The organism is Kitasatospora sp. NPDC058048 (genome assembly GCF_042885555.1).
In the GTDB taxonomy this organism is placed as follows: Bacteria; Actinomycetota; Actinomycetes; order Streptomycetales; family Streptomycetaceae; genus Kitasatospora; species Kitasatospora lactacystinica.
The window spans coordinates 43,473-59,115 of record NZ_JBHVRT010000013.1; the positions used below are offsets into that span (position 1 = coordinate 43,473).

Sequence of the window (15,643 nt, forward strand, 5' to 3'; positions counted from 1 at the left end):
TCCGGGGGAGACGACATGAGCGTGACCAGGGAAGAAGAGCTGCTCCGGTACCTGCGCCAGGCCACGGCCGCGTTGCAGGAGGCCCGCCAGGAGCTGCGCGAGGTGCACGAGAAGGCCCGGGAGCCGATCGCGATCGTCGGGATGGCCTGCCGGCTGCCCGGCGGGATCGCCACCCCGGAGGAGCTGTGGCGGCTGGTCGCCACCGGCGGCGAGGGCCAGTCGGGACTGCCCACCGACCGCGGCTGGAACCTCGCGGCCCTGGGCGGCGACGGCACGCGGCAGGCCGGCTTCGTGCACGAGGCGGGCTGGTTCGACCCGGCGTTCTTCGGGATCTCGCCGCGCGAGGCGCTGGCGATGGACCCGCAGCAGCGGCTGTTCCTCGAAGCCTCCTGGGAGGCCTTCGAGTACGCCGGACTGGACCCGGAGCGGCTGCGCGGCAGCCGGACCGGGGTGTTCGCCGGGATGATGTACCACGACTACCTCCCCGGCGGGGGCGAGGGCGCCGAGGCCTACCTCGGCACCGCCACCGCGGGCAGCGTGGTCTCCGGCCGGGTGGCCTACGCCCTCGGCCTGGAGGGCCCCGCCGTCACCGTGGACACCGCCTGCTCCTCCTCGCTGGTCGCCCTGCACCTGGCCGTGCAGGCCCTCCGGGGCGGGGAGTGCGACCTGGCGCTGGCCGGCGGGGTGACCGTGATGGCCGCGCCCGAGGTGTTCGGCTCGCTGGGCGGCGGGCAGGGCGTGGCCGCGGACGGCCGCTGCAAGTCCTTCGCCGCCGCCGCCGACGGAATGGGCTGGGCCGAAGGCGCCGGCGTGCTGCTGGTGGAACGGCTCTCCGACGCCCGGCGGCTCGGGCACGAGGTGCTCGCGGTGGTGCGGGGCAGCGCGGTCAACCAGGACGGCGCCTCCAGCGGGCTGACGGCCCCCAACGGGCCGTCCCAGCAGCGGGTGATCCGGGAGGCCCTGGCCGCCGCCGGACTCTCGCCCGCCGAGGTGGACGCGGTCGAGGCGCACGGCACCGGCACCCGCCTCGGCGACCCGATCGAGGCCCAGGCGCTGCTCGCCACGTACGGCCAGGGCCGGCCCGAAGGCCGTCCGCTGCTGCTCGGCTCGGTGAAGTCCAACCTCGGCCACACCCAGGCCGCGGCCGGGGTGGCGGGCGTGATCAAGATGGTGCTGGCGATGCGGCACGGCGTGCTGCCGGCCACCCTGCACGTGGACGAGCCGACACCGCTGGTGGACTGGTCGGCGGGCGCGGTGGAACTGCTGACCGAGGCCCGGCCGTGGCCGGAGGCGGACCGGGCGCGCCGGGCGGCGATCTCCTCCTTCGGGGTGAGCGGCACCAACGCCCACGTGGTCATCGAGCAGGGCGAGGCCCTCGTGGCCCCCGAACCGGCGAGCGCCCCGGCCCTCGTGCCCTGGCCGCTCTCGGCCCGGACGGCCGACGGCCTGCGGGCCCAGGCACGCCGGCTGCGGGCCTTCGTGGCCGCCACGCCGGAGGCCGGACCGGTGGACGTCGGGCGCGGGCTGCTCGCCCGTACCGTCATGGAGCACCGCGCGGTCCTGCTCGGCGGCGACCAGGAGGAGTTCACCGCCGCGCTCGACGCGCTGGCCGCGGGCGACCCGGCCGGCGAGGGGCGGACGGCGTTCCTGTTCACGGGTCAGGGCTCGCAGCGGGTCGGGATGGGCCGGGGGCTGTACGAGGCGTTCCCGGTGTTCGCCGGGGCTTTCGACGCGGTCTGTGCGGAGTTGAACGGGAGGCTCGGGCGGTCGGTGCGGGAGGTCGTCTTCGCGGGTGCGGCGGATCTGGACCGTACGGTGTGGGCGCAGGCCGGGTTGTTCGCGGTCGAGGTGGCGTCGTTCCGGCTGCTGGAGTCCTGGGGTGTGGTCCCGGACGTGCTGCTCGGGCATTCGATCGGTGAGGTGGCGGCGGCGCACTGCGCCGGGGTGTTCTCGCTGGCGGACGCCTGTGCGCTGGTGGCGGCGCGGGGCCGGCTGATGGACGCGCTGCCCGAGGGCGGGGCGATGCTCGCCGTCCAGGCCACCGAGGCGGAGGTGCGTTCGGAGATCGGCGAACGGCTGGACGTGGCGGCCGTCAACGGCCCGACCTCGGTGGTGGTTTCCGGCCCCGTCGAGGTGGTCGAGGAGTTCGCGGTCGAGTGGGCTTCCCAGGGCCGCAAGACCCGTCGGCTGACCGTCTCGCACGCCTTCCACTCGGCCCTGATGGAGCCGATGCTCGCCGAATTCGCCGCCGTGCTCGGCGGGTTGACCTTCGCCGAGCCGCAGGTCCCGATCGTGTCGAACCTGACCGGCGGGATCGCCGAGCCCGGCCTGCTCACCACCCCCGACTACTGGGTGCGCCAGGTCCGCGAGGCCGTCCGCTTCGCCGACGGCGTCGCCACCCTGGGCGGCCAGGACGTGACCCGCTTCGCCGAACTCGGCCCCGACGGCGTGCTGTCCGCCCTGGCCCGACAGGCCGACGCCAAGGGCACCTTCGCGCCGCTGCTGCGCCGCGGGCGGGACGAGACGGAGAGCGCCCTGGCCGCGCTCGGCGCGCTCTGGACCGCCGGGACGGCCGTGGACTGGCCGGCCGTCTACGCCGACTGGGGCGGGCACCGGGCGCTGCTGCCCCGGTACGCCTTCGACCGGCAGCACTACTGGGCGCAGCCGCCCGTCGCGCGTCACCCCGCCCGGCCGGAGGAGCGATCCGACGCCTGGCGCTACCGGATCACCTGGAAGCCGGTGCCCACCGCGGCCGTTCCGCCGCTGCTGACCGGCAGCTGGCTGGCGGTGCTGCCCGCCGGGGCGGCGGAGTCCGGCGAACCGGACCCCGGCCTGGCCGAGGCCTGCCTGTCCGCCGTCGAGCGGGCGGGCGCCCGGGTGGTGCGGACCACGACCGAGCGGCTGGCGGACGACCTCGCCCGGATCGCCGACCCGGCCGGGGTGCTGGCCTTCCCCGGCACGGCCCCGGACGCCGACCCCGTCGCCGACGCCCTGGACCTGATCGACGCGCTCACCGCCCTGGACCTGAGGGTGCCGCTCTGGTGGGTCACCTCCGGCGCGGTGACCGTGCGCGAGGAGGAGACCGTCCGGCCCGGACACGCCCGGATCTGGGGCCTGGGCCGGGTGGTCGGCCTGGAGCTGCCCGGCCTGTGGGGCGGGCTGGTGGACGTCTGCGGTCCGGCGGGGCCGGTGCTCGGTGACCGGATGGCCGAGGTGCTGTCCGGAACCGAGGACCAGGTCGCCGTCCGGGCCACCGGGACCTTCGCCCGCCGGCTGGTCCCGGCGGGAACCAGGCCGGTGACGGCCGATCCCGCCCCCACCACCGGAACCGTCCTGGTCACCGGCGGTACCGGAGCGCTGGGCGCCGCCGTGGCGCGCCGGCTGGCCGGGCAGGGCGTTCCCCACCTGGTGCTCGTCTCCCGCCGAGGCCCGACGGCGCCGGGGGCGGCGGAGCTGGTCGCGGAACTGGAGGCGCTGGGCGCCCGGGTGACCGTCGCCGCCTGCGACACGGCCGACCGGGAAGGGATGGCCGGGGTACTGGCCGCCGTCCCGGCGGAGTTCCCGCTGAGCGGCGTGGTGCACGCGGCCGGCGTCGGCGACCCGACGCCGTTCGGCAGCACCGCGCGCGCCGGGTTCGCGGCGATCGTGGACGGCAAGGCCGAAGGCGCGGTCTGCCTGGACGAGCTGCTGGGGGACACCCCCCTCGACTACTTCGTGCTCTTCTCCTCCATCGCCGGCGTCTGGGGCAGCGGCGGGCAGTCCGCGTACGCGGTGGCGAACGCCGCGCTGGACGCCCTCGCCGTCGACCGCCGGGCCCGCGGGCTGGCGGCCACCTCCGTGGCCTGGGGCCCGTGGGCGGGCGAGGGCATGGCCGGCGGCGCCGACGCCGAGGAGTTCCTGCGCCGCCGCGGCCTGCGGGCGATGGCCCCGGACCTCGCCCTGGAGGCGATGGACACGGCGATCCGGACCGGCGACGTCTGCGTGACCGTCGCGGACGTGGACTGGCAGGCCTTCGTGCCCGGCTTCACCGCGTACCACCCGCAGCCGCTGATCGAGGACGTCCCCGAGGTGCGGCAGGTCCTCGCCGGGGGCGCCGCCGGCGGCCCGCAGGACGGCACCGCGCTGCGCGAGCGCCTCGCCGGGCTGTCCGGTGAGGACGGCCTCGCCCTGCTGCTGGAGACCGTGCAGCAGCAGGCCGCGCTGGTCCTCGGCCACAGCGCGGCCGGGTCGGTCGTCGCCGACAAGGCCTTCCGCGACCTGGGGTTCGACTCGCTGACCGCGGTCGAACTGCGCGACCGGCTGACCGCGGCCACCGGGCTGGCCCTGCCCGCCACCCTGATCTTCGACCACCCCACCCCGAGGGCGCTGGCCGAGCAGATCACGGCCGAACTGCTCGGCGACGACGCCCTCGACGCCGACGAGGCGGAGCAGGCGCGCCGCGCCCTGCTCACCGTCCCGGTGTCCCGGCTGCGCGAGTCCGGACTGCTGGAGCCGCTGCTGCGGCTCGCCTCGCAGGAGTCCGCGCCCGCCACCGAGGACGCCGCACCCGTGACCGCCATCGAGTCGATCGACGAGATGGACGGCGAAAGCCTGCTGAGGCTGGCCCTCGGCGAACGTGATTCCTGACCGCAGTACGGAGCTTGCGATGGCCTCTACCCAGGACTATGTCGAAGCGTTGCGAGCTTCCCTCAAGGAGACGGAGAAGCTTCGCGCCCGAAACCGTGAACTGACCGCCGCGGTCAGCGAACCCGTGGCGATCGTGTCGATGGCGTGCCGCTACCCCGGCGACGTCTCCTCGCCGGACGACCTCTGGCGGCTGGTCGAACGGGCCGGCGACGCGATCGCGCCCTTCCCCGAGCAGCGCGGCTGGAGGGCGGACGGGCTCGGCGCGGACGCCGCGGCGAGCGACCTCGCCGCCCAGGGCGGGTTCCTGGACGGCGCCGAGCGCTTCGACGCCGCGTTCTTCGGGATCTCCCCGCGCGAGGCCCTCGCCATGGACCCCCAGCAGCGGTTGCTGCTGGAGAGCGGCTGGGAGGCCTTCGAACGGGCCGGGATCGCGCCGGACACCGTGCGCGGCACCCGGACCGGGGTGTTCGTCGGCGCGACCTCCTCCGGCTACGGCGTCGGTGCGGCCGACGCCGACCAGGGGTACGTCCTGGCCGGCGGAGCGACCAGCGTCCTGTCCGGCCGGGTGGCGTACGTGTTCGGTCTGGAGGGCCCGGCGGTCACCGTGGACACCGCGTGCTCCTCCTCGCTGGTGGCGCTGCACCTGGCCGTCCAGGCGCTGCGCGCCGGCGAGTGCACGCTGGCGCTGGCCGGCGGGGTGACCGTGCTGACCAACGCGGAGGTCTTCCACGCCTTCAGCGCCCAGCAGGGCCTGGCCTCGGACGGGCGGTGCCGCTCCTTCGGCGCCGGCGCGGACGGCACCGGCTGGGGCGAGGGTGTCGGACTGCTGCTGCTGGAGCGGCTGTCGGACGCGCGCCGCAACGGCCACGAGGTGCTGGCGGTGGTGCGCGGCAGCGCGGTCAACCAGGACGGCGCCTCCAACGGGATGACCGCGCCGAACGGCCCCTCGCAGCGCCGGGTGATCCGGCAGGCGCTGGCCTCCGCGCGGCTCGCCCCGTCCGAGGTGGACGTGGTGGAGGCGCACGGCACCGGCACCCGGCTCGGCGACCCGATCGAGGCGCAGGCGCTGCTGGCGACCTACGGCCGGGACCGCGGCGACGAGCCGCTCTGGCTGGGTTCGATCAAGTCCAACATCGGCCACACCCAGTCGGCGGCCGGTGTCGCGGGCATCATCAAGATGGTGCAGGCGATGCGGCACGGCCTGCTGCCCGCCACCCTGCACGCCGAGCAGCCGACGCCGCATGTGGACTGGTCGGCGGGCGCGGTGGAACTGCTGACCGAGGCCCGGCCGTGGCCCGAGGCGGACCGCCCGCGCCGGGCGGGCGTCTCCTCCTTCGGCATCAGCGGTACCAACGCCCACGTCATCCTGGAGCAGGGCGACCCGCTGCCCGCACCGGAACCGGTGCCCGCACCGGAACCGGTGCCCGCACCGGAACCGGTGGAGAACGGCGGCCCGGTGCTCTGGCCGGTGTCCGCCAAGAGCCCGGAGGGGCTGCGCGGACAGGCGGCGAGGCTGGCCGAGTTCGCGGCGACCGGGCCCGACCCGGCGGCCGCGGGCCGCGCGCTGGCCGTCACCCGGGCGGCGCTGGAGCACCGCGCGGTGGTCCTCGGGGACTCGGCCGCAGGACTCGGCGAGGGGCTGGCGGCGCTGGCCGAGGGGCGTTCCGCCCAGGACGTGCTGACCGGGGTGGCGACCGAGGGCCGCACGGCGTTCCTGTTCACCGGTCAGGGCTCGCAGCGGGTCGGCATGGGCCGGGGCCTGTACGAGGCGTTCCCGGTGTTCGCCGGGGCCTTCGACGCGGTCTGCGCGGAGCTGGACGCGAGGCTCGGACGGTCGGTGCGCGAGGTCGTCCTCGACGGCGTCGAGGATCTGGACCGTACGGTGTGGGCGCAGGCCGGGCTGTTCGCGGCCGAGGTGGCGTCGTTCCGGCTGCTCGAATCCTGGGGCGTGGTTCCGGACGTGCTGCTCGGGCACTCGATCGGTGAGGTGGCGGCGGCACACTGCGCCGGGGTGTTCTCGCTGGCGGACGCCTGTGCGCTGGTGGCGGCGCGGGGCCGGCTGATGGACGCGCTGCCGAGCGGCGGGGCGATGCTCGCCGTGCAGGCCACCGAGGCCGAGGTGCGTTCGGAGATCGGCGACCGGCTGGACGTGGCGGCCGTCAACGGCCCGACCTCGGTGGTGGTTTCCGGCCCCGTCGAGGTGGTCGAGGAGTTCGCGGTCGAGTGGGCTTCCCAGGGCCGCAAGACCCGTCGGCTGACCGTCTCGCACGCCTTCCACTCGGCCCTGATGGAGCCGATGCTCGCCGAATTCGCCGCTGTGCTGGCGGAGTTGACCTTCACCGAGCCGCGGATCCCGGTCGTCTCCAACCTGACCGGCGGGATCGCCGAGCCCGGCCTGCTCACCACCCCCGACTACTGGCTGCGGCAGGTCCGCGAGGCGGTCCGCTTCGCCGACGGCGTCGACGCCCTGGGCCGACGGGGCGTCACCCGCTTCGCCGAGCTCGGCCCCGACGGCGTGCTGTGCGGGATGGCCCAGCACGCCGGCGTCGAGGGCGCCTTCGCGCCGCTGCTGCGTGGCTCCGGCCACGACGGCGTGCGCACCTTCCACGCCGCCGTCGGCGCGCTCTGGACGGCGGGTGCCGCCGTGGACTGGCCGGCGGCCTTCGCGGGCCGTGGCGAGGGGCGGGTCGCGCTGCCCACCTACGCCTTCCAGCACCAGTCCTACTGGGCCCGTCCCGCTGCTTCTCCCGCTGCTGCGGCCGAGGGAGCGGAGGGCACCGCCGAGGGCCGGTTCTGGGCCGCCGTCGAGCGCGAGGACGTGTCCGAACTGACCGGCGCCCTCGGCGTGGACGCGGACCAGGGGGAGCTGCGGGCCGTGCTGCCCGCGCTGTCCTCCTTCCGGCGCCGCCGCCGGGACGAGGCCGTCATCGACTCCTGGCGCTACCGGGTCCGCTGGAAGCCGCTCGCCGACGCGCCCGCCGCGGGCACGCTCACCGGCACCTGGCTGGTCGTCGCGGCCCCGGGGGACAGCGACGCCCAGCGGCTGCTGGCCACCGCCGGCGCCGACGTGGTCCTGCTGGAGTTCGGCCCCGGGGCCACCCGGGCCTCCCTGGCCGCCCGGCTGCGCGAGCTCGCGGCCACCCCGGCCGGCGTGGTCGCCTGCCCGGCCCGGCACCCCGAGCCGGTCCCGGCGGCCGTCGCGCTGATCCAGGCGCTCGGCGACGCGGGCATCGACGCCCCGCTCTGGCTGGCCACCCGGGGCGGGGTGTCGGTGGGCCGCTCCGACGGTCCGTCCGACCCGGTGGCGGCGCAGCTCTGGGGCCTCGGCCGGGCCGCCGCCCTGGAGTTGCCGGAACGCTGGGGCGGGCTGGTCGACCTGCCGCCCGCCGAGGACGCCAGGACGGCCGCCCGGCTGGCCGCCGTCCTGACCGGCACCGAGGACCAGGTCGCCGTCCGGGGCGCCGGCACGTACGTCCGCCGTCTGGTGCGGGCCGCCCGACCGGACGGTGCCGAACCGCTCGGGCCGCCCTCGGGCACGGTGCTGGTGACCGGTGGCACCGGGGCGCTGGGCGCGGAGGTGGCGCGCTGGCTGGCCGGCCGGGGCGTTCCCCGTCTCGTGCTGACCAGTCGGCGCGGTTCGGCGGCCGAGGGCGTGGACGCGCTGGTGGCCGAGCTGACCGGGCTCGGTGCCCGGGTGACCGTTGCCGCCTGCGACGCCGCCGACCGGGCGGCGCTGGCGGCGGTGCTCGACGCGATCCCGGCCGAGTTCCCGCTGACCGGCGTGGTGCACGCGGCCGGCGTCGGCCAGGCGACCTTGCTGATGGACACCGCCGCCGCGGAGATCACCGCCGTGCTCGGCGGGAAGGCCGACGGCGCCGCGCACCTGGACGAGCTGACCGCCGGGCTGGACCTGGAGCTGTTCGTCGTCTTCTCCTCGATCTCGGCCACCTGGGGCTCCGGCGCCCAGGCCGTCTACGGCGCCGCCAACGCCTACCTGGAGGCGCTGGTCGAACAGCGCCGGGCGGCCGGCCGGGCCGCGCTGGCCGTCGCCTGGGGCCCCTGGGCGGAGGCCGGCATGGCCGTGCAGGGGGAGTCGGAGGACTTCCTGCGCCGCCGCGGGCTCGCCCTGCTGGACCCGGCCCTCGCCGTGCGGGCGCTCGACCTGGCCGTCGCCGGGGACGAGGCCTGCGTGGCGGTGGCGGACGTCCGCTGGGAGCGCTTCGCCCCCGCGTTCACGGCCAGCCGCCGCCGTCCGCTGATCGAGGACCTGCCCGAGGTGCTCCGGGCCCTGGAGGCCCCGGCCGCCGAGCCGGCCGAGGGCGCCTCCCCGCTGGCCGGGAAGCTCGCCGCGCTGCCGCCCGCCGAGCAGGAACGGACCCTGCTCGACCTGGTCCGGCGGCTGGCGGCGGCCGTGCTCGGCCACCGCGAGGCGGGCGACGTCCCGCCGGAGGTCCCGTTCAAGGGCCTCGGCTTCGACTCGCTCACCGCGCTCGAACTGCGCAACGCCCTGGCGGCCGAGACCGGGCTGCGGCTCTCCGCCACCCTGGTCTTCGACCACCCCACGCCGCGCGAACTGGCCGCCCAGCTGCGCGGCGAGCTGCTCGGCACCGCGGCGGCGGCCGAGACCGTGCGGGCCGAGGCCACCGCGGTGGAGGAGCCGATCGCGATCGTCGCGATGAGCTGCCGCTACCCCGGCGGGGTCGAGAACCCCGAACAGCTCTGGCGGCTGGTCGCCGACCGGGTGGACGCGGTCTCCGGGCTGCCCGGCGACCGCGGCTGGCCGCCGCTCGGCGCGCCCTCCGGCGAGGCGGGCGCGGACGCCACCTGGGCCGGCGGATTCCTGTCCGGCGTCGCCGACTTCGACCCGGCGCTGTTCGCCATCTCCCCGCGCGAGGCGCTGGCCATGGACCCCCAGCAGCGGCTGCTGCTGGAGACCGTCTGGGAGGCGTTCGAACGGGCCGGGGTGGACGCGCGCTCGCTGCGCGGCAGCCGCACCGGCGTGTTCATCGGCACCAACGGCCAGGACTACGCGGCGCTGCTCTCCGGCCCCTCCGACAGCGAGGGGCACCGGGGCACCGGCACCGCGGCCGCCGTGCTCTCCGGCCGGATCTCGTACGTGTTCGGGCTGGAGGGCCCGGCCATGACGGTGGACACCGCCTGCTCCTCCTCCCTGGTCGCCCTGCACTCGGCGGCCGAGGCGCTGCGCCGCGGCGAGTGCACCATGGCCCTCGCGGGCGGCGCCACGGTGATGGCGACCCCGTCGGCCTTCGTGGAGTTCAGCCGCCAGCTGGGCCTGGCCGCCGACGGCCGGTGCAAGGCCTTCGCCGCCGCGGCCGACGGCACCGGCTGGGGCGAGGGCGTCGGCATCCTGCTGCTGGAGCGGCTGTCCGACGCCCGGCGCAACGGGCACCGGGTGCTCGGCATCGTGCGCGGGAGCGCGGTCAACCAGGACGGCGCCTCGAACGGTCTGACGGCCCCGAACGGTCCCTCGCAGGAGCGGGTGATCCGGCAGGCGCTGGCCAACGCCGGGCTGTCGGCCGCCGAGGTGGACGCCGTGGAGGCACACGGCACCGGCACCCGCCTCGGGGACCCGATCGAGGCGAAGGCCCTGCTGGCCACCTACGGGCAGGGCCGGGACGGGGAGCCGCTCTGGCTGGGCTCGATCAAGTCCAACATCGGCCACACCCAGGCCGCCGCCGGCATCGCCGGGATCATCAAGATGGTCATGGCGATGCGGTACGGCACGCTTCCGGCGACCCTGCACGTGGACGGGCCCACCCCGCACGTCGACTGGTCCACCGGGGCGGTCGAACTGCTGACCGAGGCCCGGCCGTGGCCGCGGGCCGGACGGCCGCGCCGCACCGGCGTCTCCTCGTTCGGCATGAGCGGCACCAACGTCCACGTCATCATCGAACAGGGCGAGCCCGCCCCGGCCGAGCCCGCCGGGCGTCGGCCGCACGGTCCGCTGCCGTGGCCGCTGTCCGGGCAGACCCCGGCGGCGCTGCGGGCCCAGGCCGCCCGGCTGGCCGAGCACCTGACGGACCGCCCGGAGGACGGACCGGCCGAGGTGGCCCGGGCCCTGTCCGGCCGGACGGCGCTGGCGCACCGCGCGGTGGTGGTCGGCGCGGACCGGGCCGAGCAGGACCGGGAGCTGGCGGCGCTGGCCGCCGGCGAGCCCGGCGCGGGCGCGGTCACCGGTACGGTCGCCGAGGGGCGGACGGCGTTCCTGTTCACCGGTCAGGGTGCGCAGCGGGTCGGGATGGGCCGGGAGCTGTACGAGGCCTTCCCCGCCTTCGCGGACGCCTTCGACGCGGTCTGCGCGGAGCTGGACCTGCTGCTGGACCGGCCGGTGAAGGACGTGGTGTTCGAGGGCGTCGAGAACCTGGACCGTACGGTGTGGGCGCAGGCCGGGCTGTTCGCGGTCGAGGTGGCCTCGTTCCGGTTGCTCGAATCCTGGGGCGTGACGCCCGACTTCCTGCTCGGGCACTCGATCGGCGAGGTGGCGGCCGCTCACGTCGCCGGGGTGTTCTCGCTGCCGGACGCGTGCGCCCTGGTGGCGGCGCGCGGGCGGTTGATGGAGGCGCTGCCCGAGGGCGGCGCGATGCTGGCGGTCGAGGCCACCGAGGCCGAGGTCCGCGAGGCGATCGGCGAGCGGCTGGACGTCGCGGCCGTCAACGGCCCGACCTCGCTGGTGGTCTCCGGGCCGGTCGAGGCGGTGGAGGAGCTGGCCGGGCGGTGGAAGGCCGAGGGCCGCCGGATCCGCCGGCTGACCGTCTCGCACGCCTTCCACTCGGCGCTGATGGAGCCGATGCTCGCCGAATTCTCGGGCGTCCTGGCGGAGTTGACCTTCGCCGAGCCGCGCATTCCGCTGTTGTCCAACGTCAGCGGGACGCTCGCCGAACCCGGGCTGCTCACCACCCCCGACTACTGGCTGCGCCAGGTCCGCGAGGCCGTCCGCTTCGCCGACGGCGTCGCCCACCTCGGCGAGCACGGCGTGACCCGCCTCCTGGAGCTGGGCCCCGACGGCGTGCTCTGCGGGCTGACCCAGCAGACCCTCCCCGACGCCGTGCTCGCCCCGCTCCAGCGGGCCGGGCGGGACCAGGTGGACACGCTCTGGCACGGCCTCGGCCGGCTCTGGACGGCCGGTGCCCAGGTCGACTGGGCGGCGGCCCTGCCGGCCGGTCCGCACGCGGAACTGCCCACCTACGCCTTCCAGCGCGAGCGCTACTGGCCCCGGCCGGTCGCCGGCGCCGGCGACGTCGCGGCGCTCGGGCAACTGCCCGCCGGGCACCCGCTGCTGGGCGCCGTCCTGGCCCTGGCCGGGGACGGCGGCGCGGTGCTGACCGGACGGCTGTCCACGGCGAGCCACCCGTGGCTGGCCGACCACGCGGTGCTGGGCCGGACCGTGGTGCCCGGCACCGCGCTGGTCGAACTCGCGCTGCGGGCCGGCGAGCAGGTCGGCCGTACGGTGCTGGACGAACTGGTGGTGCGGTCCCCGCTCGCCCTCCCCGAACGGGGCGAGGCCCAGGTCCAGGTCCGGGTGACCGCGCCCGACGACGGCGGCGACTGCCGGCTGGAGATCCACGCCCGGCCCGACACCGGTGACCGGACGCCCTGGACCTGCCACGCCACCGGCCTGCTGACCGAGGCCGCACCGGCCGAGGCCTTCGAACTGGCGGCCTGGCCGCCGCCGGCCGCCGAGCCGGTGCCGCTGGACGGCTTCTACGACACCCTGGCCGACAGCGGCTACGGCTACGGGCCGGCCTTCCGCGGCCTGCGCGCCGTCTGGCGGGCCGAGGACGCGGTCTACGCCGAGGTCGCGCTGCCCGAGGAGGCGGCGGACGAGGCCGCCGGCTTCGCCCTGCACCCGGCGCTGCTGGACGCGGCGCTGCACGCCGTCGGCTTCGCCGGCGGGAGCGAGGTCGAGGGCACCGCCCTGCCGTTCGCCTGGACCGGCGTGCGGGTGGACGCGGTGGGCGCCTCGGTGCTGCGGGCGCGGATCACCCGGACCGCCGAGGGCGTCGCGCTGCGGCTGGCCGACGGCGCCGGAAGCCCGGTGGCCACCGTGCGTTCGCTGGTGATGCGCGAGGTGTCCCCGGAGGCGCTCGGCGCCACCGCCGATGCCAGACCGGACGCGCTGTTCGCGGTGGACTGGCGGCCGGTGCCCCCGGCGGCCGGTGCGGCCGAGCCGGACCTGACCGCGTGGGCCGCGGTCGGCGAGACGGCCCCCGAGGGCGGACCGGCCCGCCGCCACACCGACCTGGCGGCCCTGGTCGCCTCCCTGGAACAGGGCGCGGCCGTACCGTCGGTGACCGTCCTGGCCGTCTCTGCCGTCTCTGCCGTCTCCGCCGGTGCCGCCGGTGTCGACGCCGCCGCCGGTGCGCTCGGGGCCGAGGCCGTGCACGGGGCGACCGCCCGGGTGCTCGGCGAGGTACGGGCCTGGCTGGCCGAGGAGCGGTTCGCCGACTCCCGGCTGGTGGTGCTCACCCGCGGGGCGACCCCGGCCGGGTCCGGCACCGGTGGCGAGGCCGACCCGGCCGGCGCCGCCGTGTGGGGACTGGTCCGCTCCGCGCAGACCGAGAACCCCGACCGGATCGTGCTGGTGGACGTCGAACCGCAGGGCGGCGCGGCCGACCCGTGGGCCGGCTGGCCCGCGCTGGTGGGCGGCGAGGAGCCCCAACTCGCGGTCCGCGGCGGCGACATCAGGGTGCCGCGACTGGTCCGGGAAGCCACCGTCGCCCGGCTGACCCCGCCGGAGCCCGCGGGCGCCTGGCGGCTCGGCCTCGCGGGGCGGGGCGCCGGACTGGAGGACGTGGCGCTGGTCCCCGCGCCCGACGCCGACGCGCCGCTGGGCGCGGACGAGGTCCGGGTCGCGGTGCGCTCGGCGGGCGTCAACTTCCGGGACGTGCTGATCGGTCTGGGCATGTACCCGGACCGGACGGCCGCGATGGGCTCCGAGGCCTCCGGCGTCGTGCTGGAGGTCGGCGCAGGGGTGACCGACCTCGCCCCGGGCGAGCGGGTCTTCGGCTTCTTCGCCGGTGGCGCGGCCGTCCGGGCCGTCACCGACCGGCGGCTGCTGGCCCGCGTCCCGCAGGGCTGGTCCTTCGCCCAGGCCGCCTCCGTACCGCTGGTGTTCGCCACCGCCTACTACGGGCTGCGCGACCTGGCCGACGCGCAGCGGGGCGAATCGGTGCTGGTGCACGCCGCGGCCGGCGGCGTCGGCATGGCGGCCGTCCAACTCGCCCGCCACTTCGGCCTGGAGGTGTTCGGCACCGCCAGTCCGGGCAAGTGGCGCACGCTGCGGGAACTGGGGCTGGACGAGGCGCACATCGCCTCCTCCCGCGACCTCGCCTTCGAGGAGCGGTTCCGCACCGCGACCGGCGGGCGCGGGGTCGACCTGGTGCTGAACTCGCTGGCCGGGGAGTTCACCGACGCCTCGCTGCGGCTGCTCGCCGAGGGCGGGCGCTTCCTGGAGATGGGCAAGACCGACGTCCGGCAGCCGGCCGGCCTCCGGTACCGGGCCTTCGACCTCGGCGACGCCGGACCGGCCCGGATGGGCGGCATCCTGCACGAGGTGATCGAGCTGTTCGAGGCCGGTGCGCTGCGGATGCTGCCGATCACCGCCTGGGACGTCCGGGACGCGGTCGGCGCCTTCCGGCACGTCAGCCAGGCCCGGCACGTCGGCAAGAACGTGCTGACGCTGCCGGTGGAGCCGGACCCCGAGGGCACGGTGCTGATCACTGGCGGCACCGGGACGCTGGGCGGACTGCTGGCCCGGCACCTGGCGGCCGTGCACGGCGTGCGCCACCTGACCCTGCTGAGCCGCCGGGGCGCGGACGGCCCGGACGTGCGGGAACTCCTCGCCGAGCTGGGTGAGGCGGGCGCCCGGGCGGAGGTCGTCGCCTGCGACGCGGCCGACCGCACCGCCCTGGCCCGGGTGCTCGACGGCCTCGCCCGTCCGCTGACGGGCGTGGTGCACGCCGCCGGCGTGCTGGACGACGGGGTGTTCGGCACCCTGACGCCGGAGCGCCTCTCCCGGGTACTGCGCCCGAAGGTGGACGCGGCGCTCAACCTGCACGAGCTGACGGCGCACCTCGACCTGTCGATGTTCGTGCTGTACTCCTCGGTGTCGGGCACCTTCGGCTCCGGCGGGCAGGCCAACTACGCGGCCGCGAACGCCTTCCTGGACGCGCTGGCCGCCCGGCGGACGGCCTCCGGCCAGGCCGGCCAGTCGCTGGCTTGGGGCCTGTGGGAGCAGGCCAGCGGGCTCACCGGCCACCTCGGGAAGGTCGACCAGGCCCGGGCCGGCAGCCTCAGCGCGCCGCTGTCCACCGCCCGGGCGCTCGCCCTGTTCGACCGGGCGCGCACCACGGGCCGCTCCCACCTGGTGCCGGTGGACATCGACCTGGGCGTGCTGCGCGCCGCCGCCCACCCGGTGCCCGCGCTGCTGCGGGCGCTGGTCGGCCAGCCGGTCCGCCGGGCCGCCGACAACCGGCGCCCGGACGGCCCGGCGCTGGCCGAGCGGCTGGCCGTGATGGCCGACGCCCAGCGCGACGCGGCCCTGCTGGACCTGGTCACCGGGAACGCCGCGGTGGTCCTCGGACACGGCTCGACGGACGCCGTCGCGGCCGACCGGCCGTTCAAGGACCTCGGGTTCGACTCGCTGACCTCGGTCGAGCTGCGCAACCGGCTGAACACCGCCACCGGCCTGCGGCTGCCCCCCACCCTGGTCTTCGACCACCCGACCCCGGCCGCGCTCGCCCGCCACCTGCGGGAGAGCCTGCTGCCGCAGGCCGACCCGGTGGAGGACCTGCTCGGCCGGCTGGCCGGAATGGAGGCCGACCTGGTCGCGCTGGCCGGGGCGGAACGGGCCGGGGCCCGCGCCAGGCTGGAGCAGCTGCTCGACCGGCTGCGGGACGCCGACGGGCCGCAGCCGGAGCACGACGACAGCGACCTGGAGTCCGCGACGGCCGAGGACATCTTCGCCCTGATCGACGACGAACTGGGGAGCTGACGG

General features: G+C 76.9%; 2 protein-coding genes. Both read left to right on the forward strand.

The window, feature by feature from the left end; genetic code table 11:
• The first annotated feature begins 21 nt into the window (after positions 1-21).
• The gene (locus ACFVVA_RS16230; RefSeq protein ID WP_387690098.1) at positions 22-4,626 is read left to right on the forward strand and encodes an SDR family NAD(P)-dependent oxidoreductase; all 4,605 of its coding nucleotides are present in this window, start codon (positions 22-24) and stop codon (positions 4,624-4,626) included.
• Between the two features lie 19 nt (positions 4,627-4,645).
• On the forward strand, positions 4,646-15,640 hold the full coding sequence (locus tag ACFVVA_RS16235; protein WP_387689959.1) for a type I polyketide synthase: 10,995 nt from the start codon (positions 4,646-4,648) through the stop codon (positions 15,638-15,640).
• Positions 15,641-15,643: the final 3 nt, after the last annotated feature.

Bases quoted from the DNA above. Each gene is read 5' to 3' on its own strand.
- ACFVVA_RS16235 (WP_387689959.1), top strand. From the start codon at position 4,646: ATGGCCTCTACCCAGGACTATGTCGAAGCGTTGCGAGCTTCCCTCAAG.